Source organism: Mycobacterium sp. NGS59, from assembly GCF_059812345.1.
In genome coordinates this window covers 1-26,582 of sequence record NZ_JCALCN010000002.1, presented here as the reverse complement: position 1 = coordinate 26,582, position 26,582 = coordinate 1, and the positions used below count along the sequence as shown (strand labels likewise).

Below are 26,582 nucleotides of genomic sequence, written 5' to 3'. Positions count from 1 at the left end.
GTTATCGCACACCGATCCGCGGGTCGAGCAGTTCGTCCACGCCGTCGGGCACGAAGGCCGGGTCGTGGCCGAGGTCGATCTGCTTGTTCGCCGCGTCGACGAACACGATCCGCGGTTGGTAGGCGCGCGCCTCGGCGTCCTCCATGGTGCCGTAGGCGATCAGGATGACCAGGTCGCCAGGATGTACGAGATGTGCTGCGGCGCCGTTGATTCCGATGACGCCGCTACCGCGTTCGCCGGTGATCGCATAGGTCACCAGCCGGGCGCCGTTGTCGATGTCGACGATGGTGACCTGTTCGCCCTCGAGCAGGTCCGCGGCTTCCATCAGGTCGGCGTCGATGGTCACCGATCCCACGTAGTGCAGGTCGGCCTGGGTGACGGTGACGCGGTGGATTTTCGACTTCAGCATTGTCCGTAACATCAGTTCCTCCAATGTGATTCGTCCGACCCGATGGCGGTGTCGGCGAGATTACCGATTTGGATAGCAACATTGTCCAGCAGTCTGGTGGCGCCGAGCCGCGCCGCGATCAGCAGCCGGCCGGACCCATTGGTGGGCACCGGGCCCAACTCGGTGTCGCGCAGTTCCAGATAGTCGAGCACCAGCCCCGGCGTCGCGTCGAGCACGGCCTGCGCCGCGTCCAGCGCGGCCTGCGCACCCTCGGTGGCAGCGTGCGCCCCGGCCGTCAGCGCCGCCGAAAGTGCCACGGCCAGTTCACGTTGCGCCGGGTCCAAGTAACGGTTGCGCGACGACATCGCCAGGCCGTCGGCCTCCCGCACGGTCGGCACGCCGACCACCTGCACGCCGACGTTCAGGTCGGCGACCATTTGCCGGACCAATACCAGTTGCTGGTAGTCCTTCTCGCCGAAGAAGACGCGATCCGGGCGCACGATTTGCAGCAGTTTCAGCACGACGGTCAACATCCCGGCGAAATGCGTTGGCCGCGCGGCACCTTCGAGCTCGGCGGCGAGCGGGCCGGGCTGCACCGTGGTGCGCATGCCGTCGGGGTACATCGCCGTCGCGTTCGGGGCGAACACGATTTCCACACCCTCGGTCTGCAACAGCGCGACGTCCTGATCGAGGGTGCGGGGGTAGGCGTCAAGGTCTTCGTTGGCGCCGAACTGCAACGGGTTGACGAAGATCGACACCGCGACCACCGAACCCGGCACCCGCTTGGCGGCGCGCACCAGGGTCAGGTGACCGTCGTGCAACGCTCCCATGGTCGGCACCAACATGATTCGTCGTCCGGTGTGCCGCAGCGCGCGGGTGACATCGGAGACGTCCCGCGGTGTTTCGTAGACGTTGAGTTGGCCTCGGTCGAACGTCGGCGCCTTTTTGGACCTCATCGCGCCAACACCTCGACAACGGCCGCGGGGGCATGGGCGCGCTGCGCGGTCCGCAGCGCATTCACCCGATAGGCCTGCGCCAGTTGCGGATCCGCGGCTTCCAATGCCCGCAGATGCCCGGCTACGGCGGCGGCGTCACCGCGGGCGACGGGCCCGGTGAGCGCCGCCTGCCCGCGCTGCAGGGTGTTCTCCAGCGCCGCGCGCGCCAGTGGCCCGACGATGCGTTCGGCGATGCCGCCCGGCTGGTCGTCGACGCGTTCCGCGCCGAGCAGTTCGTCGCCGCGCACCGCGGCCCGCAATGCCTCGAGCGCGTCGGCCAGTACCGTCACCAAGTGGTTGGCGGCGTGGGCCAGCGCGGCGTGATAAAGAACACGTGCGTCCTCGGGCACAGCGAACGGCTCGCCACCCATTTCCAGCACCAGCGACTGACCGATGGCATAACCCACTTCGTCGGCTGCGGTGATACCGAAACAGGTGTCGGGCAACCGGACGATGTCCTCGTCGGAGCCGGTGAACGTCATCGCCGGGTGGATGGCCAGCGGTATGCAACCTTGCGCGGTCAGCGGCGCCAGGATCGCCACGCCGTTGGCTCCGGAGGTGTGCGCCACCATCGTCCCGGGCCGCACCGCCGACGTGGCGGCCAAGCCGGATACCAGACCGGGCAACTCGCTGTCGGGGACCGCCAATAACAGCAGCTCAGCGCTGGCAGCGACGTCCGGTGGCGGCAGCACCCGGGTATCGGGCAATCGTCGCTGCGCCCGCTGCAGCGAGGCGTGGGAGATGGCGCTGCACGCGACCACCACGTGGTCGGCGCGCTCCAGCGCGACCCCCAGCGCGGTGCCCACCCGGCCGGCGGAGATGATTCCCACCTTGAGCCTGGCCGGGCGCAAACCGTCGAACTGCCCCATCGCAGACGACCTCACAGAGATATTCGTTCGTTCCAGTCCCGCGGCGCGGGTACCGGACGGTCACTAAGACTGTAGTCGATCCACCGGTGGGACCCCAGTTCATCCCTCGCGGCGACGACGCCGTCCGCCCCCACCGGGCTGGACCTGTAGCCGCGCCATCAGGTCGGCCACCGTCTGCCCGGCGGCGTGCCGCTCGGCTTCAACGGGTTGCTCGTTTTCCTCCTCGGCGCTGCGATGCCGAGGCGCCGGCGCGGGGGGTTCGGGTTGCTCGGGGGGAGCCGACGGGATCTCCTCGACGACGCTTTCGGCCGGACGCGCGAAACTACCCACACCGAACTCGCGATACTCCTCGGAGTGGCGCGACCGCGACCGGCGACCCCCGTACTGGGGCGGCTCGTCGACCTGGGCCACCGGTGGCGCCGCGTCCTCAGCATCGTCCCGGCGTCGCCGGCGCCCGCCCGACGACGCGGGAGCAGCGGGTTCTTCGGGGGACACCCAGTTGCTGCCGGGCGCTCCGGGCGGCAACCACTGCCCTTCCGCCGCGACCGGTTGCCACGGCTGCGGCTGTGCCGGTGGAGCGGGTTGCGGCTGCGGCTGTGCTGGTGGAGGGGGCCGGTGCCGCGGCCCGACGAACGGCTCCGGAGGTGGGGGCGGCGCCGGCGGCGCATACTCGCGCGCCGGCTCAGGACGCGGCGGCAGGAGCGGTTCCTCGGGCACGTCGATGATCGCCGTGTCGTCGGTGCGGGCGATCCGCTCGTCCCGTCGCACTGCGGTGACGCGGTCGCTGGTCACCCAGTCGGCCGGCGGGAGGTCACCGTGTTGGGCGCCGTTGGGGGCTCGATCGGTCAAGGCCCGGGCGCCGTCTCGGCCCAGGGTTTCCAGCGCGGGTCGCTGCTCGAGGTCGGTGTCGAACAGGATCTCCAGGTTGGTGCGCAACGAGGCCAGTTCGGCCCGCAGCGCCGCGATTTCGTCGGCGGCCTGCGCGTGGATCTCGGCAGCCAGTTCGCGGCGCAGCTGCGACTCCACCGTCAGCTCGTACTCCCGGCGCGCCGATATCTCCCGATCCAACTGGAGGTCGTAGACGAGTTTCATGTCCCGGGCTCTGGCCTGGTCCGCCTCAGCCTGCCGGCGGTACAGCACCGACACGAAAGCGCCGGCGACAGCGGCCCACAGCGCCAGGATCACAGCTAGCTTGAGAAGTTCCACGCGATCGGTGAAAACCAGTGCGGAACTGGCCCCGATGGCCAGCACCAGCAACGTCGTCAAGAGCACCCACCCCGGCCTGCGGCCGCCGCGCCGGACCCGGGCGCCGCGGGACAGAACGGTCATGGCCCCTGACTGTACCGGGCGAGGTCACTTGGCGTGTCGCGCCAGTCCGGCGATTCTCGCGCCGAGTTGCCGCCCGGCTAGGTCTCGGCTCCCTCGCCGTGCTCGGCCGGATCCTGCGGTGGGGACTTGCAGCAATGCTGCAACCACAGCGCCGCGACGATCAGGGCCAACGCGCTGACGGCGGCCACCACGGCACCGGCGGTGTCCTCGGCGGCCGCCCGCATCCACGACATCCGCGGCAGAAAATAGACCAGTACCCCCAGCCACCAACCCAGCACCAGCGCACCCACCCACGCCGACGCCTTGGCCACCACCACGCTGCGCGCCACCGCCAGCGGATGCAGCCGACCGGGTCCGTCCCCGATCTCACCGTCGTCGATCTTGGTGCGCACGAAGCGGCCCCATCGCCATTCGGCGAACGCGACCACCAGCAGCGAGATGCCCGTCCACAACGTGATCGGGGGGAACCACCGGTACAGCGCGTTGATGAGCAGGTAACCCACCACGGCGGCACCGAGCACCAGGATGCTCAGGTCACGTTTGCGGGTGGGTCCCATCAGCGTTCCAGCGTCAACGACGTCGGTCGCACACCGGCCCGGTCGGCGGGTTCGAGTTCCGCGAGCAGCTTCGCGACGGGCTGCGGCCCGCCGGCAAGCGTCAGCTCGGCTTCGGGATCGACATCCAGCCAGGGGATCAACACGAACGCCCGTAGATGCGCATGCGGGTGGGGCAACGTCAACTCGCTCCGACTGCTCAGCACTTCGCTCGGGCCGTCGTAGCAGGTGATCAGGTCGACGTCGAGAGTGCGTGGCCCCCAGCGCAGTTCGCGCACGCGTCCGGCGGCGTGCTCGAGTTCTTGCGCGTGGCGTAGCCAGCCGTACGCATCGCGGCCCGGATCGTCGGCGATCACCACCGCGTTGAGGAACGGGCCCTGGTCCACCCCGCCCCACGGATCGGCTTCGTAGACCGGAGACACCGCCACCAGCGTCGATCCGGGCGCGTCGCCGAGTCCGTCCACCACCGACTGCAGCCGGGCCAGCCGGTCGCCCAGGTTGGATCCGATCGAGAGCACCACGCGCGACATCAGACCGGGATCACCGAACCTCGACCGCCGCGGCGCGACCGCCGGGTCACCACCGCCACGTCGTCGAAACTCTGCGCGATGGGCGCCTGCGGCTTGTGCACGGTCACTTCCACGGCATGCACGCGCTCGTCGGTGATCACTTCCTCGGCGATCTGCGCCCCGACGGTTTCGATCAGGTTCCGGGCGGTTCCGCCGACCACGTCGGCGGCCAACTGGGCCAGCACGCTGTAGTCGTAGGTGTCGGTCAGCTCGTCGCTGGCCGCGGCGCGGGCGAGGTCGATCCACACGGTGATGTCGACGACGAAGTCCTGGCCGTCGCGCCGCTCGTGTTCGAACACACCGTGATGACCACGAATCCGCAAGCCGCGCAACTCGATTCGATCAGCCATCGGAGACCCCCTGCCAGGCCGCGACCACCTTGAGCGCGTCGACCGAAGCGCGCACGTCGTGCACCCGCACACCCCACGCCCCGTGCAGGGCGGCCAGCGCCGAGATCACCGCGGTCGCCGTCTCGCGGCCGTCCGGCGGGCGGGGGACGCCGTCGGGGCCGGCCAGCAGCGTCCCCAGGAAACGCTTGCGGGAGGCCCCGACCAGCACCGGCACCCCGGTGGCGACCAACTCCGACAAACCGTGCAGCAGCGCCCAATTGTGTTGTCCGGTCTTGGCGAATCCCAGCCCGGGATCGATCACCAGCTTGGCCGGGTCGACGCCGGCCGCCACCGCGTCGTCGACGCTGGACAGCAGGTCGGCACGCACGTCGGCCACCACGTCCCGGTAGTCCGGGACCTGATGCGGATGTTGCGCCGACACGGGCCGCCAGTGCATCAACACCCACGGCACCTTCGCGTCGGCGAGCAGGGGCGCCATCGCCGGGTCGGCCCGCCCGCCGGACACGTCGTTGACGAGCTGAGCGCCGTTCTCCAGCGCCACCCGGGCGACCTGCGCGTGCATGGTATCGATACTGACCGTAATGCCCTGCGCGGCAAGCTCTTTCACCACGGGGACGACGCGGTGGGCTTCGACGTCCGGTGCCACGCGCGTGGCGCCGGGGCGCGTCGACTCGCCACCGACGTCGACGATCTCCGCGCCTTGGGCGGCCAGCGCCATACCGTGCTCCACGGCGCCACCGACCTCGAGGTAGCGGCCGCCGTCGGAGAACGAGTCGTCGGTGACGTTGAGCACTCCCATCACCTGCACCGGCGCCGAACTCACTTGCGCAGAATGAGATCGAGCGCCTCGGCTCGAGAGGCGGCGTCGGTCTTGAACTGACCCCGCACCGCCGACGTCGTGGTGATCGCGCCCGGCTTGCGCACGCCACGCATCGCCATGCACAGGTGCTCGGCCTCGACGACCACGATCACGCCGCGCGGATCCAGCTTGCGCACCAGGGCGTCGGCGATCTGGCTGGTGAGCCGTTCCTGGACCTGCGGACGCTTGGCGTACAGATCGACCAGCCGGGCGATCTTCGACAGACCGGTGACGCGGCCGTCCTCCCCGGGGATGTAGCCGACATGGGCCACACCGTGAAAGGACACCAGATGGTGTTCGCAGGTGGAGTACATCGGTATCTCTTTGACGATCACCAGTTCGTCATGGTCTTCGTCGAACATGGCGTTGAGCACCGAGCCCGGATCGGTGTAGAGGCCGGCGAAGATCTCCCGGTAGGCCCGGACGACGCGAGCTGGGGTGTCCCGCAAGCCGTTTCGGTCCGGGTCCTCGCCGATCGCGAACAGCAGCTCGCGGACGGCGGCCTCGGCTCGGGATTGGTCGAACTCCCGCACCCGGTCTGTTCTGGAATCCAGCTGCGTCATCGAAGCCTCCGTTATTCAGCCGTGGGCCGGCGGGTTGGACCGGGTCACGTCTTGCTCGTGCCGATCGGACTCGTCGGGGTCCGTCTTGGTATCCGGGCTGGGATAACTGGGTGCTGGTTGCGGACGATTGGGCGATTTGGGCGGCCACCCGGGCGCGTGCCAGCCGGCCGGCGCGCCGTAGTCGGGCTGGGTGGGGCCGGGCGAACCGTTGGCGGCCTTGTCGCCGTTTCCCTGCGCCTCGGCGCCGGCCTCCTCGGCGGCCTTGCTGGCGCGGGCGATGGCCGCCTTGAACGCGGGCTCGGGAACCGGCTGCGGCCACGGCTCGCCGCGCTCGATCGCCAACTCGCCGGGAGTTTTGATCGGCGGCTTGTCCGACGGGATCCGGCCACCGAAATCGTCGAACATGGTCAGCCGGGGCCGCTTTTCGACGTCGCCGAAGATCGCTTCCAGCTCGGGGCGGTGCAGGGTCTCCTTCTCCAGCAGCTCGCCGGCCAGGATGTCCAGCACGTCGCGGTACTCGGTGAGGATCTCCCACGCCTCGGTGTGCGCCGCCTCGATCAGCTTGCGCACCTCTTCGTCGATGGCGCCGGCGACCTCGTGCGAATAGTCCGGCTGCGAACCCATCGTCCGGCCCAGGAACGGATCGCCGTGTTCGGTGCCGTACTTCACCGCTCCCAGACGGGCGCTCATGCCGTACTCGGTGACCATCGCCCGGGCGACCTTGGTCGCCTGCTCGATGTCGGAGACGGCGCCGGTGGTCGGCTCGCGGAACACCAGTTCCTCCGCGGCCCGGCCGCCCATCGCGAACACCAGCTGGGCGATCATCTCCGAGCGGGTCCGCAGGCCCTTGTCCTCTTCCGGGACGGCGACCGCGTGCCCCCCGGTGCGGCCGCGGGCCAGGATCGTCACCTTGTAGACGGGGTCGATGTCGGGCATCGCCCAGGCCGCCAGGGTGTGACCGCCCTCGTGGTAGGCGGTGATCTTCTTCTCGTGCTCGCTGATGATGCGGCCTTTGCGGCGTGGACCGCCGATGACCCGGTCGACGGCTTCTTCCAGCGCGGGGCCGGTGATCACGGTGCCGTTCTCGCGGGCGGTCAACAGCGCCGCCTCGTTCACGACGTTGGCCAGGTCGGCGCCGGTCATGCCGACGGTCCGTTTGGCCAGCCCGTCCAGGTCGGCGTCGTCGGCGATCGGCTTGCCCTTGGAGTGCACCCGCAGCACTGCGCGCCGGCCCGCCAGGTCGGGGTTGGACACCGGGATCTGCCGGTCGAACCGGCCGGGGCGCAGCAGGGCGGGGTCGAGGATGTCGGGCCGGTTGGTGGCCGCGATCAGGATGACGCCGGCACGGTCGCCGAAGCCGTCCATCTCGACCAGCAGCTGGTTGAGGGTCTGTTCGCGCTCGTCGTGACCACCGCCCAGTCCGGCGCCGCGCTGGCGGCCGACGGCGTCGATCTCGTCGACGAAGATGATGCACGGACTGTTCTGCTTGGCCTGCTCGAACAGATCCCGGACGCGCGAGGCGCCGACGCCGACGAACATCTCGACGAAATCGGATCCGGAGATGGTGAAGAACGGAACGCCTGCCTCTCCCGCTACCGCGCGGGCCAGCAGGGTCTTGCCGGTGCCCGGCGGACCGTAGAGCAGCACCCCCTTGGGGATCTTGGCGCCGAGGGCCTGATACCTGCTGGGGTTCTGCAGGAAGTCCTTGATCTCGTAGAGCTCCTCGACCGCCTCGTCGACGCCGGCGACGTCAGCGAACGTGGTCTTGGGCATGTCCTTGGACATCTGTTTGGCGCGCGACTTGCCGAAGCCGAAGCCCATCCGCGCCCCGCCCTGCATGCGGGAGAACATCACGAACAGACCCACCAGCAACAACAGCGGCAACACGTAGACCAGCAGCTCGCCGATCAGGCTGCCCTCGTTGACGACGGTGGCCACCTTGGCGTTCTTGGCGCTGAGCGCCTTGAAGAGGTCGACACCGTAACCGGTGGGGAATTTGGTGATGATCTTGTCGGAGTTCTCGGTGTCGCCGTTGCCCTTCTTCAGGGTCAGACGCAACTGTTGTTCCCGGTCGTCGATCTGCGCGCTCTTGACGTTGTCGCTGTTGATCTGGGCCATCGCCACGGAGGTGTCGACGGGCTGGTAACCGCGGGTGTCGTCGCTGAAGTAGAAAAACGACCAGCCGAGCAGCACCAACACGGCGATCGCCGTTAGTGTGCGGATCACGTTTTTACGGTTCATCAATCATCGGCCGCGTCGGCCAGGTCCTTCCCGATACGCACGCTGGAAGTGTCCAGGTTACCGCGTAGCTAACGAGCGGAAGTTCCCGATGGCGTCGATATCGCCGGGCCGGCGAACGTCACTCTAGCGTGACGCTCGGTCGCGACGGCCACGCTGGCGGGACGCTCGACGCTCCAGAAGTCAGTCGTAGTAGCGCGCTTCGACGACATTGCCGTCGGGATCGGCGAAGTAATACGCCTGCGGCGCCCAGCCCTGGGCGCCGAAACTGTGGTTCAGGCGCGCGCTGGTGTCAATCCCCTCGTCCTGCAACCGCCGGTCCAGGGCGTCGTACTCGTCCTTGGTCATCGCCAGGCAGACGTGGTTGACGCGATGGCCGGCGCTGCCCTCGGCCTTGGTCATCGCATCGGTGACCGCCGCGCCCTGGGCCGCCATCAGGTCGATGATCGAGTCCTGCGACACCCGCACGCTCGGGAACGGCGCCTCGCCGGCCCGGTACTCGTCGAACCGGAGCGGCTCCAATCCGAGCACCCTGGTGTAGAAGTCCATCGCGGCAACGGGATCTTTCGTCCAGAGCACCACGTGATCGACTCGCATGGCCACACGATAGCTACCCAGCTGCACCCTCAGTGCCCTTCTCAGCCCGATCCGGTTGTGATTTGGTGTGACGGTGGGCTCGTCAACCGAACGGTTAGTGGATACCAACGGCGTGCAGTTGCGGGTGGTCGAGGCCGGGCAACGCGGGGCACCGGTGGTGCTGTTGTGCCACGGGTTCCCGGAGTTGGCTTACTCGTGGCGACACCAGATCCCGGCCCTGGCCGACGCCGGCTATCACGTGCTGGCTCCCGATCAGCGCGGCTACGGCGGATCGTCGCGGCCCGAGCCGATCGAGGCTTACGACGTCCATCAGTTGACCGCCGACCTGGCAGGCCTGCTCGACGACGTCGGCGCCGAGCGGGCCGTCTGGGTGGGTCACGACTGGGGTGCCGCCGTGGTGTGGAACGCGCCCTTCCTGCATCCCGACCGGGTCGCCGGCGTCGCCGCCCTGAGCGTGCCCGTGACACCTCGCTCGAAAGTCGCGCCGACGCAGGCGTGGCGACGCATGGTCGGGGACAACTTCTTCTACATCCTGCATTTCCAGGAACCCGGCGTCGCCGACGCCGAACTCGACGCGGACCCGGCCCGCACGATTCGCCGGATGATGGCCGGACTGCGGCTGTCGGACGACCACAGCGCGGGCTTGCGGATGGTGGCGCCCGGACCCGAGGGGTTCGTCGAACGACTGCCCGAGCCCGACGGGTTGCCCGCCTGGATCACCCAGGACGAACTCGACCATTACATCGGCGAATTCACCCGCACCGGCTTCACCGGCGGCTTGAACTGGTACCGCAATTTCGACCGCAACTGGGAGACCACACCCGAACTCGCCGGCGCCACCATCTCGGTGCCGTGCCTGTTCATCGGCGGAACCGCCGACCCGGTGCTGAGTTTCACCCGTGCCGACCGGGCGGCGGAAGTGATCACCGGCCCCTACCGCGAGGTGATGCTCGACGGCGCCGGACACTGGATTCAGCAGGAACGGCCCGCAGAAGTCAACGCGGCGCTTCTCGAATTCCTCAAAGGAGTGCAATGGTGAGTGCCCCAATGCGATTCGGCGTCTTCATCACGCCCTTTCATCCGACTGGCCAATCTCCCACGGTGGCACTGCAATACGACATGGACCGGGTCGTCGCGCTGGATCGGCTGGGCTACGACGAGGCGTGGTTCGGCGAACACCATTCCGGCGGCTACGAATTGATCGCCTGCCCGGAGGTGTTCATCGCGGCGGCGGCAGAGCGGACCAGACACATCCGCCTGGGTACCGGTGTCGTCTCGCTGCCCTATCACCACCCGCTGATGGTGGCCGACCGCTGGGTGTTGTTGGATCACCTCACCCGCGGCCGGGTCATGTTCGGCACCGGACCCGGCGCGCTGCCGTCGGACGCCTACATGATGGGTATCGACCCGGTCGACCAACGGCGGATGATGCAGGAGTCGCTGGAGGCGATCCTGGCTTTGTTCCGCGCCGCACCCGAGGAACGCATCGATCGGCACACCGACTGGTTCACCCTGCGCGACGCGCAGTTGCACATTCGTCCCTACACCTGGCCGTATCCCGAGATCTCCACGGCGGCAATGATTTCGCCCTCGGGTCCGCGGCTGGCCGGTGCGTTGGGCACCTCGCTGCTGTCGCTGTCGATGTCGGTGCCCGGCGGCTACGCGGCGCTGGAGAACACCTGGGAGGTGGTGCGCGAGCAGGCCGCGAAAGTGGGCAGGGCAGAGCCCGACCGCCGCGATTGGCGGGTGTTGAGCATCATGCACATCGCCGACACCCGCGATCAGGCGATCGAGGACTGCACCTACGGGTTGATGGACTTCGCCAAGTATTTCGGGGCCGCCGGGTTCGTCCCGTTGGTCAACGAGGTCGAGGGTGCGCAGACACCCCGCGAGTTCGTCGAAGACTATGCGGCCAAAGGGAATTGCTGTATCGGCTCGCCCGAGGATGCGATCGCCCACATCGAGGACCTGCTGGAACGCTCCGGCGGTTTCGGCACGCTGCTGCTGCTCGGCCACGACTGGGCGTCGCCGCAGGCCACCTACCATTCCTATGATTTGTTCGCCCGCAAGGTGATTCCGCACTTCAAGGGGCAACTCGAAGCACCGCGCGCCTCCCACGAATGGGCCAGGGACAAGCGCGAGGAGCTGATCGGCCGCGCCGGACAGGCCGTGGTGCAGGCCATCACCCAGCACGTTGCGGAGCAGGACGGGTCGGACAACTGATGCGCGGGTCGGTGCTGCGCGACGGACGCATGGTCTACCGCGACGATCTGCCTGATCCGGTTCCCGGACCCGGCCAGGTGCTGGTCGCGGTCAAAGCCTGCGGAATATGCGGCTCCGACCTGCATTTCGCGGCGCACGGCGGCAAGGTACTGGAGCTGAGCCGTCAGGCCGGTGACGCGGGCGGGATGAACGTCGACCTGAATCGCGACATCTTCATGGGCCACGAGTTCAGCGCGGAAGTGCTCGAATCCGGTCCCGACACCAAGACGCATCCGCCGGGAACCCTGGTCACCTCGCTGCCGGTTCTGTTGTCCGACAAGGGCGTCGAACCGATCGTGTACAGCAACACCACGCTCGGCGGGTATGCCGAGCGGATGCTGCTGTCGGCGCCGCTGCTGCTACCCATACCCAACGGCCTGGACCTGCGGCACGCGGCGTTGACCGAACCGATGGCGGTAGGACTGCACGCGGTGAACAAGTCCGGGATCGCGGCCGACGAGGCGGCGCTGGTGCTGGGCTGCGGCCCGATCGGTATCGCGATCATCGCCGCCCTCCGGGTGCGCGGTGTCGAAAACATTGTGGCGACAGACTTTTCGCCGAAGCGCCGCGAACTAGCGGCACTGATGGGCGCTCAGCAGACCCTGGACCCGGCGCAGGGTTCCCCATTCGACGTCATCAAGGCGGCCGTGGTGTTCGAGGCCGTCGGCGTGCCCGGAATCATCGGCGACGTGCTGCGGCGGGCCCGGCGGGGCACCCGTCTGGTGGTCGCTGGCGTCTGCATGGAGCCCGACACCATCCATCCGTTCTTCGGCACCGCCAGGGAGATCAGCATCCACTTCTCGGTGGCCTATGACATGGAGGAATTCGCCGCCGCACTACGCGCCATCGCCGAGGGCGACATCGACGTCAGCCCCCTTGTCACCGGCGAGGTCGGACTCGATCGCGTCGGGGAAGCTTTCGACGATCTGGCCGACCCGTCGCGGCATTGCAAGATTCTGGTGATGCCGTGACGTCAGCGCACGTTCGGGACCGAACGGGCGGCCCGATCTGAATGTCTCCTCGAAGTGGGTTGATTATCCGCCGGACGGCGGTTGTGCGATCACGGTCGGTTTGAACCCGTAGCGGGGAGCGGCGAAGTTCGCCACGGTGCGACCGGTGCCGCCCCCTGGCACCATCGGGAGACCGCCGAAGGCGGAAGTGGCGGGTTCGGCCGCGGCCGCACCGGCCGCGCCGTTGAGCGCCACATTGATCGGAGTGGCCGCCGGGGTCGCGGTCCAGCTCGCCGGAACCGACACGGCCCCCACCTTGGCCGCGTTGCCGACCGCCCCGGTGATGCCGCCCAGGCCACTGCCCAGGTTCGGTACGGCCGCCGCGGCAGCCGCGCCCGCACCCTCGGCGGCTTTCGCGGCGCCCTCGGCCGCCTTGCCGAGACCCGGGAAGAACGAGTGCGCGAGCCCGTCCATGTCTTTCATCGTGGTGGTGCTGAGTCGAGCCGGGGAGACCAGCCGGATGTAGGCGTCGAAGACGGTGCTGGCATCCAGCGTCGACGATCCGGTAAGGCCCTCGGCGAGGTCGCCCAACACACCGTTGAGGACAATCCCGTCACCGGTGGAGTTCCAGGTGATACCGGTCAGGCCGAGCGCGGACCCTGGATTGGTGAGCCAGGGCGGCATGTTCGACAGCCCGGCCATCTGGTTGAGGGCTTTGACCACATCCTGGGACGCTGTTGCCGCGACCGCAGAGTTGATCGCATTGGCCTGCGCGCCGAATTGGGCTCCCAGCCCGCCGATGCTGGTACCGACCGACTGCGGGGTCAGTGCCGGCAACTCCGCTGCTGCCGCCGACGCCCCGGAGTATGCGTACATGGCGGCCGCGTCCTGTGCCCAGAACTCCAGATATTGGGCCTCGGTGGCGGCGATCGCCGCGGTGTTCTGCCCCAGGAAGTTCGTCGCCAGCAACGCTGCCAGCAGCGCCCGGTTCGCTTCGATGACCGGTGGCGGCACCGTCGCGAGAAACGCCGCCTCGTAAGCGGCCGCGGCGGCAACTGCCTGCGCGCCGGTCTGCGCGGCCTGTTCGGCCGTTGTGGTCAGCCACGCAATCTGCGGTGTGGCGGCGCTCGCCATGGCAGCCGCCGAGGGCCCCACCCACGGTCCGTCGGTCAGACCGGTGACGACCCCCCCGTACGAGGCCGCGACGGATTGCAGGTCTCCGGCCAGACCCTCCCAGGCCGCAGCGGCAGCCAGCATCGGTCCCGACCCCGGTCCCGCATACATCAGCGCGGAGTTGATCTCCGGCGGTAAAGCAGCGAAATCCATCGACTGCGCCCTACGCGACCGCGGCGGCGTTGGCGGATTCGGTGATGCCGTAGGAAGCACCACTGATACCCAGCGTGGTCGCCAACTGCTCCTGGACCACCGCAGCCTGAGCACTGATGGCCTGGAAGAGGTTGGCGTGGTTGACGAAGTGGTTGGCCATGATGGCCGACACCAGGTCCGATGCGGCCGGAACAACCGAAGTCGTGGGGCCCGCGGCGGCGGAATTACCGGCGCGATGGGTCGAAAAGATCGACATCAACTCCCCCGAGGCGCCAGCCAGCACCTCCGGCTCGGCGAAGACGATCGACATTTGAGTCCTCCCTCAAATTCACGTTGCAAAACTGCGTTTAGCGACTCATGACGGTGACGAAACTCGGCGCTGAGTCGATCCTCCGCCACGTTAAGCCAGGCACTCAGCAACAAAACAGCTTCCGGGCAGCATGTTCACTGCTAAGTCAGTAACTATTCATTTGCTGCAGCGAATCGGCGGGTTCCGGCGCGGACACATTTGAATAACATATGAGTCGGCTATGGCATGAGTCTCATATGAACCCGCGCCCCATCGTGCCGTCGGCCGGTAGGGTCGCGGTCTATCCCGCGGCGACGGGGCCGCGACCGAGGGCGGTGCCGATTCGAGTGCCCCCCGGGGGTGAATCGCGCACGGATGCCCTCCGCAGGATTCGCCGATCCTTGCCCGGCAGACGAATTCGAAGGTGCAATGCGATTGGCGTAGCTCCCTCAAATGCTCTGTACCCTAATGGTTTTCACAGTCGACATACCGCACGTTGTCAGAGCCGGGGGTGCCGACGATCCGATTGCCGGCCGGCCGGCGCAACCGGCTGCGCCGAGCGACCCGAACTCGGCGCGAGCGCCGCCCACCGACGGTTCCGCTTGCCTATCAAGCACAAATCAAGGCTGGCGGGTAGGCGTGTTCACCCACCCGGCCAGCCGATACGCCGCACCGCACGGCAACCACTGATCGACTCCGCAACTGTTTGCTGGGAGTTACTTACGTCACTTTTCGGGCGCTCCGCACACCCTAGTCACACGACGACATTTGACCGGAAACAACTCAGTTGAATGGCGGGTAAACAAATGATGTCGCAATGGCGGACGAAGGGCGTCGATCAATTTCAGCGGTTCGAGCCGCTAGGGTCCCAGACATGCCCGTTCGGACTACCTCCACCCGATTCCGCAGGTCGATCGTGGCTGCCGCCGCAGCCCTGGCGGTGGCGACCCTGCCTTCGTGCGATGCACAGACCGCCGCGCCCACCCCTGGACTCAACCCACGCCAGGTCACCGTCAACGGTTCCGGACAGGTCCAGGGCGTCCCGGACACGTTGACGGCCGAGGTGACGATCGAGTTCACCGCAGCAGACGTCACCACGGCGATGAACCAGACCGGTGACCGCCAGCGGGCGGTGATCGACGCGTTGGCGACCGCCGGGCTGGACCGCAAGGACATCCGCACCACGGGAGTCACCTTGCAGCCGCAATACAACTCGTCCGAGCCGGGCGGGCCCCCGACCATCAACGGCTACCGTGCCGAGAACTCCGTCGAGATCAAGATCCACCCGGCTGATTCGGCGTCGAAACTGCTGGCGGTCGTCGTCGGCACCGGTGGTGACGCCACCCGGATCGGCTCGGTCAACTACTCGATCGCCGATGATTCGCAGCTGGTGAAGGATGCGCGGGCACGTGCCTTCGACGACGCCAAGAACCGGGCTCAGCAGTACGCGCAGCTCTCCGGTCTCAGCCTCGGCAAGGTGCTGTCCATCTCCGAAGCCACGGGATCGATGCCGCCGCCCACCGGAGCTCCGGCCCCCCGCGCGGCGCTGGTGCCGCTGGAACCCGGCCAGCAGACGGTGAACTTCTCGGTGACCGCGGTCTGGGAGCTGATCTAGAGCTACTGGTAGACCCGGGGGTCCAGCGTCCCGATATAGGACAGGTCACGGTAGCGCTCGTCGTAATCCAGTCCGTAGCCGACGACGAAGTCGTTGGGGATGTCGAAGCCGACGTAGGCGATGTCGACGTTGGCGCCCACCGCGTCGGGCTTGCGCAACAGCGTGCACACCCGCAGCGAGCGAGGATGCCGGCTGGTCAGGTTGCGCAGCAGCCACGACAGCGTCAAGCCTGAGTCGACGACGTCCTCGACGATCAGCACGTCGCGGTCGTGGATGTCGCGGTCGAGGTCTTTGAGGATGCGCACCACGCCCGACGACGACGTCGAGGAACCGTAGGAACTGACCGCCATGAATTCGAACTGGGTGGGCAGCGGGATCGCGCGGGCCAGGTCGGTGACGAACAGCACGGCGCCCTTGAGCACGGTGATCAACAGCAGATCATGACCGGTCTCGGCCGCCAGATCGCGGTAGTCGTCCCCGATCTGCGCCCCGAGTTCGGCGATGCGGGTCTGGATCTGCTCCTGGGTGAGCAGCACCGACTTGATATCGCCCGGGTACAGCTCCGCCGTCACGTGCACAGCCTGCCACGCCCGGCTGTGATCGACCAACGCAGCCGTCAAATCGCCTCCTGTCGCAGCGTGAGGACACCGTCGTGCCGCCCGGCGACCAGGCGCTGACCGCGCAGCTCGGACCCGACCGCCACCCCGCCCTGGCCGCGCCAGGCGGTGACCAGCTTGTCCACTCCGCGAATCTGCTTGTCCGTGAGTCCGATTGCCCCGCCGGCGAGCAGCCAACCGCGGATCACCCGCCGCCGCACCGGGTCGGGCAGCGCGCGCAGCGTGCCGGTGTCCAGTCCCGATCCGGCGGCGACCATGCGCAGCGACTCGGCGGCGATCGCGTCGATCAGCTCGGTGTCCTCGCGCAGCGCGGTCGCCGTACGGGCCAGCGCCGCGGCGACCCCGCCGCCGAGTACGTCCTCCAACAAGGGCAGCACCTCGGTGCGCAGCCGGACCCGGGTGAAGCGGCGGTCGTCGTTGTGCGGGTCCTGCCAGGGGGTCAGGCCCAGTTCCCGGCACGCGGCGTGGGTGACCTCGCGGCGCACCGCCAGCAGCGGCCGGCACCACGGCGGATCGTAGGCGCGCATCCCGGCGATGGACCGGGCCCCGGAACCGCGGCCCAACCCCAGCAGGACCGTCTCGGCCTGGTCGTCGAGCGTGTGCGCCAACAGCACCGGGCCGTCCCGGTGACTGTCCAACGCGTGGTAGCGGGCGGCCCGGGCCGCGGCTTCCGGGCCGCCGCCGGCACCGACCTGGACACGAAGCACCCGAACATCCACACACCCAAGCGAAAGGGCTTGCGTCCGTGCGGTTTCGGCGACCGCGGCGGATCCGGACTGCAGCCCGTGGTCGACGATCAGCGCCGTGGTCGGGCGCAACGTTGCGGCAACGGCGGTGAGCGCCAACGAATCCGGACCGCCGGACAGCCCGACGCACCAGCGGTCATCGGAGACCAGATGGTCCTGCGCGAAATCAGTTGCAGCCCTGCGCAACTGGGCTACAGCACCCGATCGATCCATCGCTGCGGATGTTCGATCTCGGCGGGCAGGGGCAACGTCTCGGGCCCCGTCCAGATGGTGTTGAAGCGCTGCATGCCGACCCGGTCCACCACGGTGTCGACGAACGCCTTGCCGCGGGTGTACTGCTTGAGCTTCGCGTCCAGACCCAGCAGTGCGCGCAACACCCGTTGCAGCGGCGGTTGTTTACGCTGCCGACGCTCGTCGAACCGCTGCCGGATCATGGCGACCGAAGGAACCACCATCGGCCCGACCGCGTCCATCACATGCTCGGCGTGTCCTTCCAACAACGTCCCCAGCACCAACAACTGATCCAGCGCTCGGCGTTGCGGCTCGGACTGCACGGCGCGCACCAGGCCCAGAACCCCGGTGGCGTCGGAGTCGTCCTCCTCGGCGCCACGGGTCCGGACGAATTCGGCGAGCCGACCGGCGACCTGACGGATGTCTTCGGCGGGTTCCCGGGTCAGCAAGGCCAGCGAATCGGACATGTAGCCGGCGATCCAGGGGTTGGCGGTGAACTGCACCCGGTGGGTGACCTCGTGCAGGCACACCCACAGCCGGAAGTCGGACGGATCGACCTTGAGCTGGCGTTCGACGGCGATGACGTTCGGATACACCAGCAGCAAGGTTCCGCCGTCGGAGCCGAACGGATCGTACTGGCCCAGGATTCCCGACGACACGAACGCCAGCACCGCGCCGGTCTGGGCGCCGGTGAGCCGCCCGGTGAGGAAGCCGCGCGGCTTGTCGCCGCCCTTGGTCATCAGCCGCATCGACTCGGCAGCCGCCCGGATCCACTGCGGCCGGTCCACGACCCGGGCCGGCGGCACCGCGCCGTCGGTGATTAGTCCGGTGACGTCGCGCACCGGCGGTTCGGCCTGCTCGGCGGACCGCAGCAACTGATCGGCCACCTGCGACCGGGTGTATTCGGAGGTGACCGGCCCCCCGCGGGCCAGCTTCTCCCCCACGGTGGCGGCGAACCGCCAGTCGACCGCGTCGCCCATGGTCAATTCGGCAGAGGATGCGGACGGGCTCACGTCACGCACCCACAGAACCAGAGCCGAGTGGCCAGCGCGTCGATCGCGTTGCGGCCGTTGGGGCCGGCGTCGTTGGAGATGAACGCGAAGGTGAGCACCCGCCCGCTGGCGTCGGTGAGCACTCCGACCAGGGAGTTGACGGCGGTGAGCGAACCCGTCTTGGCCCGCAGCCAGCCGGCGGGCCCCTGGTCGGTGGAGCGGTCGAGGAAGCGTTCACCCAGCGTGCCGCTGCCCCCGGCGATCGGGAGCAGATCCAGCAGTGCCCGCAGCGACGGCTGATCCGGCCCCGCCGCGGCCTGCATCACGCCGTCGAGGGTGCGCGCCGTCAATCGGTTGTCGACGGACAGACCGCTGGAATCGACCAGCGCGGTACCGGCTGTGTCGACGTGCGCGGTGTTGAGTCTGCTGGTCACCGCGTCGACGGCGCCGGTGAAACTGCGCGGCCGGTTGATGGCGGCGGCCACTTCCCGACCGATGCATTCGGCCATCACGTTGTCCGAAGCGTTCATCATCTGACTGAGCCGCTGGATCAGCGGGGCCGATTGCACCACGGCCAGTTGGCGGGCCGCCGACGGCGCCGAGGCCAGCGACACCGCGGCCGGATCCAGGCCCAGCGCGCTGGCCAGCTCCCGGCCGGCGTCCAGGGCCGGAGTCTTGGAGCGCCGCGAGTTGACCGTGGTGGGCTGGATGCGCCCGGCGTCGATCATCGCGGCTTCCATCGGGGCGACATCGCCGTTGTCGACGTCGGCGGGATCCCAGCCCGGCGCCAGGGTGGGACCGCTGAACGCCGAGATGTCCACCTGCACCGCGGTCGGCGTCACCCCGCTTCGGTGTATCTGTTCGACCAGGTCGTTGATCCGCGCCGCGCCGCGATACCAGGTATCGACGCCCGGAGGTGCGGCCGACAACGTCGGATCCCCGGCGCCTACCAACACGACCGGACCCTGCGGGCTTTGGCCGGCCGCCACCACCCGGGTGCTGATGCGGGCCTGCCGGTCCAGGGTGAGCAGGGCCGCCGCGGCGGTCAGGACCTTGTTGACCGAGGCCGGCACCATCGGCACGTCGTCGAGTTGCCGCCACAGTTCCTTGCTGGTGATCGCGTCGGTGACCCGGCCGCCGAGCCGGCCCAGATTGGGGTCGGCCGCGGCCGGCGCCAGCGCCGCCGCCACGCCCGTCGCGCTGGGCGTCTCGGCGTTGTCGGCCACCGCGCTGACCCCTGGTTTGACCGTCGGCGGCCGCGGCGGCGGAACGGGGGACCGCGCCCCGCTGGTGCCGTGCCCGCCCGCGGTGAACAGCACCGCGGCGGCCACCACGGCGGCGACGAACGCAACGACCGCCAACCCGACGAGCACGTGGGTGGTCTTGCGCCAGCGTCTGGGACCCATGGAAACCTGCGATCTCCTGTCTTCTCGGGTCCCATTCTGCCGAACCGGCCGCACGGCAATGCCGCCGCACCTGCTCGACTACTGTGTAGCCGTGCAATTCGACGTCACCATCGAAATACCGAAGGGCCAGCGCAACAAATACGAGGTCGATCACGAGACCGGCCGCGTGCGTCTGGACCGCTACCTCTATACCCCGATGGCCTACCCGACCGACTACGGATTCATCGAGGACACCCTGGGCGAGGATGGCGACCCGCTGGACGCGCTGGTGCTGCTGCCGCAGCCGCTGTTCCCGGGCGTGCTGGTGGAGGTCCGGCCGGTGGGAATGTTCCGGATGGTCGACGAGGCCGGCGGCGACGACAAGGTGCTGTGCGTGCCGGCCGGCGACAAGCGGTGGGATCACATCCAGGACATCGGCGACGTTCCAGAGCACGAGCTCGAGGCGATCAAGCACTTCTTCGTGCACTACAAGGACCTGGAGCCGGGCAAGTACGTCAATGCCGCCGACTGGGTGGGCCGGGCGGAGGCCGAGGCCGAGGTGCAGCGTTCGGTGGAGCGGTTCAAGACCACCGGGCACTGACGCGATCCGTCGACCGCTAGTGTCGCCACGGTGACGGACGGCGCGGGTCCCCCCGCAGTGTCGGCGGGGCCGGTCACCCGCGGCAGTGTCGCGCGGGTCGGCACCGCCACCGCGGTCACCGCGCTGTGCGGCTACGCCGTGGTGTACCTGGCGGCACGCAACCTGGCGCCGAGCGGTTTCTCGGTATTCGCGGTGTTCTGGGGCGCCTTCGGCCTGGTCACCGGCGCTGCTTCGGGTCTGTTGCAGGAAACCACGCGCGAGGTGCGGGCGATGCAGTACGTCGACGTACTGCCCGAGCACCCTCGCACCCATCCGCTGCGCGTCGCCGCCCTGGTCGGCTTGAGCTCGGCCGTGCTGATCGCGGGCAGTTCCCCGTTGTGGAGCGGGCGGGTGTTCGTCGAGGCGCGCTGGTTGTCGGTCGGACTGCTCAGCGTCGGACTGGCCGGGTTCTGCCTGCATTCGACGTTGCAGGGCATGCTGGCCGGCACCAACCGGTGGGGTCACTACGGGACGCTGATGGTCACCGACGCCGTCATCCGGGTCACGGTCGCCGCCGCGACCTTCGTGCTCGGCTGGGGTCTGGTCGGGTTCCTGTGGGCGACCGTCGCCGGCTCGGTGTCCTGGCTCATCATCCTGGTTTCGTCGCCGACGGCGCGCGCGACCGCGCGGCTGCTGACACCTGGCACTATGGCTGCGTTTCTGCGCGGCACCGCGCACTCGATCACGGCCGCGGGGGCCAGCGCCATCCTGGTGATGGGCTTCCCGGTGCTGCTGAAGGTGACGTCCGCCGAACTGGGCGCGCAGGGCGGCGTCGTCATCCTGGCAGTGACGTTGACCCGCGCGCCGTTGCTGGTGCCGCTCACGGCGATGCAGGGCAACCTGATAGCGCACTTCGTCGACGAACGCGGCCACCGGTTGCGCGCGCTGATCTCGCCAGTGCTGCTGGTGGCCGGCGTCGGTGGGCTGGGGGTGCTGCTGGCCGGGCTGGTGGGGCCATGGCTGCTGCGCTCCGCGTTCGGCGCGCAGTATCAGGCCTCCAGTGCGCTGCTGGCATGGCTGACGGCCGCCGCGGTGGCGATCGCGCTGTTGACACTCACCGGCTCCGCGACCGTGGCCGCAGCCCTGCATCGCGCGTATTCGGTGGGCTGGGTCGGCGCGACGGTGGCCGCGGCGTTGCTGTTGATGCTGCCGATAGCGCTGCAGACCCGCACCGTGGTCGCCCTGCTGTGCGGACCGTTGGTGGGTATCGGCGTCCACCTGTTCGCCCTCGGGCGTGCCGCACGCGCGGGCGACTGATCGCGACCTGCTCGGCGTGTACGTTGTGGCTTGAAATGGGCTCCGAAACACATGACGTCTGGATCGTCGTCCCGGACTTCAACGAAGGCCAGGTCATCGGCGAGGTGATCGCCGACCTGAGATCGGTTTTCGACAACGTCGTCTGCGTGGACGACTGCAGCTCCGACGGCAGCGGCGCGATAGCCCGGCAGGCCGGGGCGCATCTGGTGCGCCATCCCATCAACCTCGGGCAGGGCGCGGCGCTGCAGACCGGTATCGAGTACGCCCGCGCGCAGCCCGGGGCCGCGGTGTTCGCGACCTTCGACGCCGACGGTCAGCACCGGGTGAAGGACGTGGCCAGGATGATCGACCGGCTCCGACGCGGCGACGTCGACGTCGTGATCGGGACCAGGTTCGGCCAAGCCGTCGCCAGCCGGCCTCCGTTGCTGAAGCGGATCGTGCTGCAGACCGCGGCCCGGCTCAGCAGACGCGGCCGGCGGCTTGGTCTGACCGACACCAACAACGGTCTGCGGGTGTTCAACAAGACCGTCGCCGACGGGATGAACATCACCATGAGTGGGATGAGCCACGCCACCGAGATCGTCATGATGATCGCCGAAAACCGTTGGCGGGTGGCCGAAGAGCCCGTCGAGGTGCTCTACACCGACTACTCGAAGTCGAAGGGCCAGCCGCTGCTCAACGGCGTCAACATCATCTTCGACGGGTTTCTGCGGGGAAGGATCAGGCGATGAACTGGATCAAGGTGCTGCTGATCGGTTCGATCATCGCCCTGCTGATCTTTCTGTTGCGGTCGCGCCGCAGCGCTCGGGCACGCGCCTGGGTGAAGGTGGGCTACGTCCTGTTCGTGCTGCTCGGTATCTACGCGGTGTTGCGGCCGGACGACACCACGGTGGTCGCGCACTGGTTCGGCGTGAATCGCGGCACCGACCTGATGCTCTACGGGCTGATCATGGCGTTCAGCTTCACGACGTTGAGCACCTACATGCGGTTCAAGGACCTGGAGTTGCGCTACGCGCGGCTGGCCCGGGCCATCGCCCTGGAAGGCGCGCAACTCCCTCCGCGAGCAGACGCAGAATCGCATAATCGCTAGCGATTTTGTGCGATTCTGCGTCTGCTCGCGCAGTTCTAGTGGCGGAAATAGTCCACCGTCCGGCGCACGCCCTCTGCCAACTCGACCTGTGGTCGCCAGCCCAAAACCCTTGCCGCCAAACCGATGTCAAGACACGAGCGCTTCAGGTCACCCAGCCGCGGCGGATGGAACTCCGGGTCGTCGGGGCCGCCGACGGACGCCGCGACCGCCGTGTGCAGTTGCCGGTCGGACGTTTCGATGCCGGTGCCGACGTTGAAGCGTTGCCCGCCGCCCGCCGTTCCGGACGCCTTGACGAAGGCGTCGACGACGTCGTCGACGAACACGTAGTCGCGTGTGTTGGAGCCGTCACCGAACACCTTGGTGGGCCTGCCCTCCAGCAATGCCTGCGCGAAGATCGCCACCACTCCGGCCTCACCGTGCGGATCTTGACGCGGGCCGTAGACATTGGCGGGCGCGATATGCGAACAGTCCAGACCGTACAGATGCCGGAAGGTGTTCAGGTAGATCTCACCGGCCACCTTTCCCGCGGCGTATGGCGAAGCCGGATCGGTGGGCACCGTCTCGGGCGTCGGATACACCGGCGGCACCCCGTAGATCGATCCGCCCGAGGAGGTGTGCACGACCTTGCGCACCTGCGCGTGCCGCGCCGCCTCGGCCAGCCGGATGGTGCCGATCACGTTGACCGACGCGTCGAACTGCGGGTCTGCCACCGAGTGCCGCACGTCGATCTGTGCGGCCAGGTGGAATACCACCTCCGGGCGGTGTTCATCGAGGACGGCGTCCAGGTCCGCGGTCACGATGTCGGCCTCGACGAAGACGTGCGCCGGGTTGTCGGCGAGGTGCTCGAGGTTGGTTGCGCGGCCGGTCGCGAAGTTGTCCAGGCTCACCACCGTGTGGCCGTCGGCGACGAGACGGTCGACTAGCGTCGACCCGATGAAACCGGCTGCCCCGGTGACCAGTGCGCGCACCGGCCCACCATACAGAGTGGCGACGGCGGCAGCGGTGTTGATCGCGGTGCAGTTGGGCATTCGCGCGGTGCTGGCGTTCGGCGGATATTTCTACTGGGACGACCTGATTCTCATCGGCCGGGCCGGCACCCAGGATCTGCTGTCCCCGTCCTACCTGTTCGACGACCACGACGGGCACGTGATGCCGGGTGCGTTCCTGGTGGCCGGGGCGATCATCCGACTGGCGCCGCTGGACTGGACCGGCCCGGCGGTCAGCCTGGTGGTGCTGCAACTGCTGGCGTCCCTGGCGTTGCTGCGCACGCTGTATCTGATCCTGGGCTGGCGGCCGGTGTTGTTGCTGCCGTTGACGTTCGCACTGTTCACGCCGCTGGGTCTGCCGGGATTCGCGTGGTGGGCGGCGGCACTGAACTCGCTGCCGATGCTGGCTGCGCTGGCCTGGGTGTGCGGGGACGCCGTGTTGCTCATCCGCACCGGTCGTCAGCGCTACGCGGTCACCGCCGCGCTGGCCTATCTCGGCGGGCTGCTGTTCTTCGAGAAAGCCGCGGTGATCCCGTTCGTGGCCTTCGCAGTGGTCGCCCTGCTGTGTCACGTCGCGGGTGAGCCGAGCCCGGTGCGCGCCGTTTGGCGCGAGGGGCGTCGGCTGTGGGTGGCGTCGCTGGCACTGACCGCCGGTTGGGTGACCCTCTACTTGTCGGTGGTCGACCAGCGGCGCTGGAGTTCGGATCTGACGATGACGTGGGCGCTGCTGCGTCGCTCGATCACCCACGGCATCGTGCCGGGTCTGGCTGGCGGACCCTGGGATTGGGCGCGGTGGGCGCCGGCCTCCCCATGGGCCACCCCGGGTCCGTTGGTGATGACGCTGGGCTGGCTGACTTTGGTTGGCGTGCTGGCGGTTTCGCTGATCCGCAAGCGGCGCATAGGGCCCGTGTGGCTCAGCGCGGCCGGGTACGCCGTGGCCTGCCAGGTGCCGATCTACCTGATGCGGTCCTCGCGGTTCACCGCACTCGAACTGGCACAAACGCTGCGGTATTTCCCCGACCTCGTGGTGGTACTCACATTGCTGTCCGCGATCGCGTTGACCGCGCCCAACCGCGAATCGGCTGGGTGGCTGGACTCGTCCCGGCTACGCACCGCGACGACATCCGTTGTGGCACTGTCTTTTCTGGCGAGCAGCCTGTATTCGACGGCAACATTCCGGACGGCGTGGCGGGACAACCCCGCCGAACCGTATCTGAAGAACGCCCGTAACGGTCTGGCAAGCGCGAATCCGACTGTGCCGCTGCTGGATCAGGAAGCCGACCCGCTGGTCCTGCAGCGGGTGGCGTGGCCGGAGAACCTGGCCAGCCACCTGTTCGCTCTGCTTCGTGACCGGCCTGAATTCGCTTCGGCGACAACGGCGTTGCGGATGCTGAACAGCAAGGGCCAACTCGTCGACGCGCGGGTGACCTGGGTGCGGACGATCAGACCTGGGCCCGTCGAGCAATGTGGTTACTTCGCCGCTCCTGACCAGCCGGCCCGCCTGATCCTGGATGGTCCGCTGCTGCCGGCCGACTGGACCGTCGAACTGAACTACTTGGCGAACACCGACGGCTCGATGATGCTGGCTCTCTCCGAGGGCCCCGAGGTGAAGGTTCCGGTGCATCCCGGACTCAACCGAGTCTATGTCCGGTTGCCGGGCGCCGGAGACGCGATCACGGTGCAGGCCAGCACCGCCGCCCTTGCGCTGTGCCTGGCGTCGGGACCGGTGGGTTTCCTGGCCCCCACCTGATCTGCCTGAACATCGACCTGCGGAGCCGTCACGGCGATAAGCTGAGTTTCCCCTAACGGCGGGAGGACGACGATGTCCTATCTGACAGCGGCCCCGGAGTACCTGGCGTCGGCGGCGACAGACCTGGCCGGCATCGGGGAATCGCTCCGCGCGGCGAATCTTGTTGCGGCCCTTCCCACTTCAACGGTGTTGGCGGCCGGAGCCGACGAAATCTCGGCCGCGCTGACCGCGCTGTTCGGCGGGTACGCGCAGCAATACCAGGCCGTGAGCGCGCACGTCGCGGCGTTGCACCAGCAGTTCGTGCAGACGCTCACGGCCGGAGCCGGGGCGTACGCGGCCGCCGAGGCCCTCAACGTCGGTCCGCTGCAACCGGTTGTCGACCTGATCAACACACCCACCCAGACGCTGCTGGGCCGTCCGCTGATCGGTAACGGCACCGACGCGACGACGCCCGGCGGCGCCGGAGGTGCCGGCGGATTCCTGTACGGCAACGGCGGCAACGGCGCGGCGGGCGGGACTAATCAGGCCGGCGGCGCCGGCGGCGATGCCGGCCTGATCGGTAATGGCGGGATCGGTGGCAAGGGCGGACTCGGCGGGATGGCCGGTGGTGCCGGTGGACGCGGCGGCTGGCTGTTCGGCGACGGCGGCATGGGCGGGGCGGGCGGACAAGGCTTCGGGATCAACCTCGTCGGTGGTGCCGGCGGGGCGGGCGGGCCGGCCGGAATGTGGGGCAACGGGGGCTACGGCGGGGAAGGCGGAGCTGGCACAGCGACCTTGACCCCCGGTAGTGCCGGTGGCCGCGGGGGTGACGGCGGCCACGGCGGATGGCTGAGCGGTGATGCCGGTGACGGTGGAAATGGCGGCCACGCCACCGTCTCGGCGGGGGGCGGCGACGGCGGCAACGGCGGCAACGCCGGTCTGATGGGCGGCGGTGGCCACGGCGGGGTCGGCGGCGCCGCGAACGGCCTCGGCGGATCCGGCAGTTTCACCGGTGGCAACGGCGGTCTCGGCGGGCGTGGGGGATGGCTGCTCGGTGACGGCGGCTGGGGTGGCATGGGCGGGGTCAGCACCAGCACCAGCCTGGGTTCGCAGGGCGGGGCCGGTGGCAATGCCGGGCTGTTCGGCGACGGTGGCG

The 26,582-nt window shown here is 68.6% G+C and carries 28 protein-coding genes; 10 read left to right on the top strand and 18 right to left on the bottom strand.

Going from position 1 to position 26,582, the window contains the following annotated elements; genetic code table 11:
• Position 1 precedes the first annotated feature (1 nt).
• The 11 genes from panD to AC5Y46_RS02600 all read right to left on the bottom strand — a co-directional run bounded on the left by panD (position 2) and on the right by AC5Y46_RS02600 (position 9,311).
• Positions 2-421: an aspartate 1-decarboxylase gene (gene panD / locus AC5Y46_RS02650; protein ID WP_499989998.1), complete on the bottom strand. Its 420-nt coding sequence runs from the start codon at positions 419-421 to the stop codon at positions 2-4.
• Positions 421-1,344, bottom strand: coding sequence for a pantoate--beta-alanine ligase (panC, locus tag AC5Y46_RS02645; RefSeq protein ID WP_499989997.1), 924 nt, complete (start codon positions 1,342-1,344; stop codon positions 421-423). The genes panD and panC overlap by 1 nt, the downstream gene beginning before the upstream one ends.
• On the bottom strand, positions 1,341-2,252 hold the full coding sequence (locus AC5Y46_RS02640; RefSeq protein WP_499989996.1) for a Rossmann-like and DUF2520 domain-containing protein: 912 nt from the start codon (positions 2,250-2,252) through the stop codon (positions 1,341-1,343). Before AC5Y46_RS02640 ends, panC begins: the two co-directional genes overlap by 4 nt.
• A gap of 99 nt (positions 2,253-2,351) precedes the next feature.
• Positions 2,352-3,581: a DUF6779 domain-containing protein gene (locus tag AC5Y46_RS02635; RefSeq protein ID WP_499989995.1), complete on the bottom strand. Its 1,230-nt coding sequence runs from the start codon at positions 3,579-3,581 to the stop codon at positions 2,352-2,354.
• 77 nt (positions 3,582-3,658) lie between these two features.
• Positions 3,659-4,138, bottom strand: coding sequence for a DUF3180 domain-containing protein (locus AC5Y46_RS02630; RefSeq protein WP_499943265.1), 480 nt, complete (start codon positions 4,136-4,138; stop codon positions 3,659-3,661).
• Entirely contained in the window at positions 4,138-4,665 is a 528-nt protein-coding gene (gene folK / locus AC5Y46_RS02625; RefSeq protein WP_499943266.1) for a 2-amino-4-hydroxy-6-hydroxymethyldihydropteridine diphosphokinase, read from the bottom strand. The genes AC5Y46_RS02630 and folK overlap by 1 nt, the downstream gene beginning before the upstream one ends.
• Positions 4,665-5,054, bottom strand: coding sequence for a dihydroneopterin aldolase (gene folB, locus AC5Y46_RS02620; RefSeq protein WP_499989994.1), 390 nt, complete (start codon positions 5,052-5,054; stop codon positions 4,665-4,667). The genes folK and folB overlap by 1 nt, the downstream gene beginning before the upstream one ends.
• Positions 5,047-5,877 (bottom strand): dihydropteroate synthase, encoded by an 831-nt coding sequence (gene folP, locus AC5Y46_RS02615; protein ID WP_499989993.1) that lies wholly within the window; start codon positions 5,875-5,877, stop codon positions 5,047-5,049. Before folP ends, folB begins: the two co-directional genes overlap by 8 nt.
• Complete coding sequence (folE, locus tag AC5Y46_RS02610; RefSeq protein WP_499943269.1) at positions 5,874-6,476, bottom strand: GTP cyclohydrolase I FolE; 603 nt, start codon at positions 6,474-6,476, stop codon at positions 5,874-5,876. Before folE ends, folP begins: the two co-directional genes overlap by 4 nt.
• Before the next feature lie 15 nt (positions 6,477-6,491).
• The gene (ftsH, locus tag AC5Y46_RS02605; RefSeq protein ID WP_499989992.1) at positions 6,492-8,717 is read right to left on the bottom strand and encodes an ATP-dependent zinc metalloprotease FtsH; all 2,226 of its coding nucleotides are present in this window, start codon (positions 8,715-8,717) and stop codon (positions 6,492-6,494) included.
• Positions 8,718-8,897: 180 nt separating this feature from the next.
• Entirely contained in the window at positions 8,898-9,311 is a 414-nt protein-coding gene (locus AC5Y46_RS02600; protein WP_499989991.1) for a VOC family protein, read from the bottom strand.
• A 73-nt stretch (positions 9,312-9,384) separates the two neighbouring features.
• Here AC5Y46_RS02600 and AC5Y46_RS02595 point away from each other — a divergent pair, with 73 nt between their 5' ends.
• From AC5Y46_RS02595 to AC5Y46_RS02585, 3 genes are read left to right on the top strand one after another with little or no spacing between them, the layout of a single operon-like run.
• Positions 9,385-10,350 (top strand): alpha/beta fold hydrolase, encoded by a 966-nt coding sequence (locus tag AC5Y46_RS02595; protein WP_499989990.1) that lies wholly within the window; start codon positions 9,385-9,387, stop codon positions 10,348-10,350.
• Complete coding sequence (locus AC5Y46_RS02590; RefSeq protein ID WP_499943273.1) at positions 10,347-11,534, top strand: LLM class flavin-dependent oxidoreductase; 1,188 nt, start codon at positions 10,347-10,349, stop codon at positions 11,532-11,534. The genes AC5Y46_RS02595 and AC5Y46_RS02590 overlap by 4 nt, the downstream gene beginning before the upstream one ends.
• Positions 11,534-12,544, top strand: coding sequence for a zinc-binding dehydrogenase (locus AC5Y46_RS02585; protein WP_499989989.1), 1,011 nt, complete (start codon positions 11,534-11,536; stop codon positions 12,542-12,544). The genes AC5Y46_RS02590 and AC5Y46_RS02585 overlap by 1 nt, the downstream gene beginning before the upstream one ends.
• 63 nt (positions 12,545-12,607) lie before the next feature.
• Here AC5Y46_RS02585 and AC5Y46_RS02580 read toward each other — a convergent pair whose 3' ends face one another.
• Positions 12,608-13,849 carry a PPE family protein gene (locus AC5Y46_RS02580; protein WP_499989988.1) on the bottom strand — a complete coding sequence of 414 codons (1,242 nt, stop codon included), beginning with the start codon at positions 13,847-13,849 and terminating at the stop codon, positions 12,608-12,610.
• A 10-nt stretch (positions 13,850-13,859) separates the two neighbouring features.
• The gene (locus tag AC5Y46_RS02575; RefSeq protein WP_499943276.1) at positions 13,860-14,159 is read right to left on the bottom strand and encodes a PE family protein; all 300 of its coding nucleotides are present in this window, start codon (positions 14,157-14,159) and stop codon (positions 13,860-13,862) included.
• Between the two features lie 853 nt (positions 14,160-15,012).
• Between AC5Y46_RS02575 and AC5Y46_RS02570 the strand changes: the two genes are divergently transcribed.
• Positions 15,013-15,753: an SIMPL domain-containing protein gene (locus AC5Y46_RS02570; RefSeq protein ID WP_499989987.1), complete on the top strand. Its 741-nt coding sequence runs from the start codon at positions 15,013-15,015 to the stop codon at positions 15,751-15,753.
• Between the two features lie 2 nt (positions 15,754-15,755).
• Here AC5Y46_RS02570 and hpt read toward each other — a convergent pair whose 3' ends face one another.
• From hpt to dacB, 4 genes are read right to left on the bottom strand one after another with little or no spacing between them, the layout of a single operon-like run.
• Positions 15,756-16,373, bottom strand: coding sequence for a hypoxanthine phosphoribosyltransferase (hpt, locus tag AC5Y46_RS02565; protein WP_499989986.1), 618 nt, complete (start codon positions 16,371-16,373; stop codon positions 15,756-15,758).
• Positions 16,370-17,329: a tRNA lysidine(34) synthetase TilS gene (gene tilS, locus AC5Y46_RS02560; RefSeq protein WP_499989985.1), complete on the bottom strand. Its 960-nt coding sequence runs from the start codon at positions 17,327-17,329 to the stop codon at positions 16,370-16,372. The genes hpt and tilS overlap by 4 nt, the downstream gene beginning before the upstream one ends.
• Positions 17,308-18,327 (bottom strand): zinc-dependent metalloprotease, encoded by a 1,020-nt coding sequence (locus AC5Y46_RS02555; protein WP_499990259.1) that lies wholly within the window; start codon positions 18,325-18,327, stop codon positions 17,308-17,310. Before AC5Y46_RS02555 ends, tilS begins: the two co-directional genes overlap by 22 nt.
• 29 nt (positions 18,328-18,356) lie before the next feature.
• Positions 18,357-19,745 (bottom strand): D-alanyl-D-alanine carboxypeptidase/D-alanyl-D-alanine endopeptidase, encoded by a 1,389-nt coding sequence (dacB, locus tag AC5Y46_RS02550; protein WP_499989984.1) that lies wholly within the window; start codon positions 19,743-19,745, stop codon positions 18,357-18,359.
• A gap of 91 nt (positions 19,746-19,836) precedes the next feature.
• Here dacB and AC5Y46_RS02545 point away from each other — a divergent pair, with 91 nt between their 5' ends.
• From AC5Y46_RS02545 to AC5Y46_RS02530, 4 genes are read left to right on the top strand one after another with little or no spacing between them, the layout of a single operon-like run.
• Positions 19,837-20,325: an inorganic diphosphatase gene (locus AC5Y46_RS02545; protein WP_499943281.1), complete on the top strand. Its 489-nt coding sequence runs from the start codon at positions 19,837-19,839 to the stop codon at positions 20,323-20,325.
• A gap of 30 nt (positions 20,326-20,355) precedes the next feature.
• Positions 20,356-21,621, top strand: coding sequence for a hypothetical protein (locus tag AC5Y46_RS02540; RefSeq protein ID WP_499943282.1), 1,266 nt, complete (start codon positions 20,356-20,358; stop codon positions 21,619-21,621).
• Between the two features lie 35 nt (positions 21,622-21,656).
• Positions 21,657-22,352, top strand: coding sequence for a polyprenyl-phospho-N-acetylgalactosaminyl synthase PpgS (gene ppgS / locus AC5Y46_RS02535; protein WP_499989983.1), 696 nt, complete (start codon positions 21,657-21,659; stop codon positions 22,350-22,352).
• Complete coding sequence (locus AC5Y46_RS02530; RefSeq protein ID WP_499943284.1) at positions 22,349-22,711, top strand: DUF2304 domain-containing protein; 363 nt, start codon at positions 22,349-22,351, stop codon at positions 22,709-22,711. The genes ppgS and AC5Y46_RS02530 overlap by 4 nt, the downstream gene beginning before the upstream one ends.
• A 35-nt stretch (positions 22,712-22,746) precedes the next feature.
• On the opposite strand, the gene AC5Y46_RS02525 is transcribed toward AC5Y46_RS02530, so the two are convergent.
• Entirely contained in the window at positions 22,747-23,679 is a 933-nt protein-coding gene (locus AC5Y46_RS02525; protein ID WP_499989982.1) for an NAD-dependent epimerase/dehydratase family protein, read from the bottom strand.
• On the opposite strand from AC5Y46_RS02525, the gene AC5Y46_RS02520 reads away from it, so the two are divergent.
• Entirely contained in the window at positions 23,645-25,447 is a 1,803-nt protein-coding gene (locus AC5Y46_RS02520) for a hypothetical protein (protein WP_499989981.1), read from the top strand. The genes AC5Y46_RS02525 and AC5Y46_RS02520 overlap by 35 nt on opposite strands.
• 72 nt (positions 25,448-25,519) lie before the next feature.
• Positions 25,520-26,582, top strand: a 1,063-nt coding sequence (locus tag AC5Y46_RS02515) for a PE family protein (RefSeq protein WP_499989980.1), incomplete at its 3' end; no start/stop codon positions are given.

Bases quoted from the DNA above. Each gene is read 5' to 3' on its own strand.
- panD (WP_499989998.1), bottom strand. From the start codon at position 421: ATGTTACGGACAATGCTGAAGTCGAAAATCCACCGCGTCACCGTCACC.
- panC (WP_499989997.1), bottom strand. From the start codon at position 1,344: ATGAGGTCCAAAAAGGCGCCGACGTTCGACCGAGGCCAACTCAACGTC.
- AC5Y46_RS02640 (WP_499989996.1), bottom strand. From the start codon at position 2,252: ATGGGGCAGTTCGACGGTTTGCGCCCGGCCAGGCTCAAGGTGGGAATC.
- AC5Y46_RS02635 (WP_499989995.1), bottom strand. From the start codon at position 3,581: ATGACCGTTCTGTCCCGCGGCGCCCGGGTCCGGCGCGGCGGCCGCAGG.
- AC5Y46_RS02630 (WP_499943265.1), bottom strand. From the start codon at position 4,138: ATGGGACCCACCCGCAAACGTGACCTGAGCATCCTGGTGCTCGGTGCC.
- folK (WP_499943266.1), bottom strand. From the start codon at position 4,665: ATGTCGCGCGTGGTGCTCTCGATCGGATCCAACCTGGGCGACCGGCTG.
- folB (WP_499989994.1), bottom strand. From the start codon at position 5,054: ATGGCTGATCGAATCGAGTTGCGCGGCTTGCGGATTCGTGGTCATCAC.
- folE (WP_499943269.1), bottom strand. From the start codon at position 6,476: ATGACGCAGCTGGATTCCAGAACAGACCGGGTGCGGGAGTTCGACCAA.
- ftsH (WP_499989992.1), bottom strand. From the start codon at position 8,717: ATGAACCGTAAAAACGTGATCCGCACACTAACGGCGATCGCCGTGTTG.
- AC5Y46_RS02600 (WP_499989991.1), bottom strand. From the start codon at position 9,311: ATGCGAGTCGATCACGTGGTGCTCTGGACGAAAGATCCCGTTGCCGCG.
- AC5Y46_RS02585 (WP_499989989.1), top strand. From the start codon at position 11,534: ATGCGCGGGTCGGTGCTGCGCGACGGACGCATGGTCTACCGCGACGAT.
- AC5Y46_RS02580 (WP_499989988.1), bottom strand. From the start codon at position 13,849: ATGGATTTCGCTGCTTTACCGCCGGAGATCAACTCCGCGCTGATGTAT.
- AC5Y46_RS02575 (WP_499943276.1), bottom strand. From the start codon at position 14,159: ATGTCGATCGTCTTCGCCGAGCCGGAGGTGCTGGCTGGCGCCTCGGGG.
- AC5Y46_RS02570 (WP_499989987.1), top strand. From the start codon at position 15,013: ATGCCCGTTCGGACTACCTCCACCCGATTCCGCAGGTCGATCGTGGCT.
- tilS (WP_499989985.1), bottom strand. From the start codon at position 17,329: ATGGATCGATCGGGTGCTGTAGCCCAGTTGCGCAGGGCTGCAACTGAT.
- AC5Y46_RS02555 (WP_499990259.1), bottom strand. From the start codon at position 18,327: ATGGGCGACGCGGTCGACTGGCGGTTCGCCGCCACCGTGGGGGAGAAG.
- dacB (WP_499989984.1), bottom strand. From the start codon at position 19,745: ATGGGTCCCAGACGCTGGCGCAAGACCACCCACGTGCTCGTCGGGTTG.
- ppgS (WP_499989983.1), top strand. From the start codon at position 21,657: ATGGGCTCCGAAACACATGACGTCTGGATCGTCGTCCCGGACTTCAAC.
- AC5Y46_RS02530 (WP_499943284.1), top strand. From the start codon at position 22,349: ATGAACTGGATCAAGGTGCTGCTGATCGGTTCGATCATCGCCCTGCTG.
- AC5Y46_RS02520 (WP_499989981.1), top strand. From the start codon at position 23,645: ATGAAACCGGCTGCCCCGGTGACCAGTGCGCGCACCGGCCCACCATAC.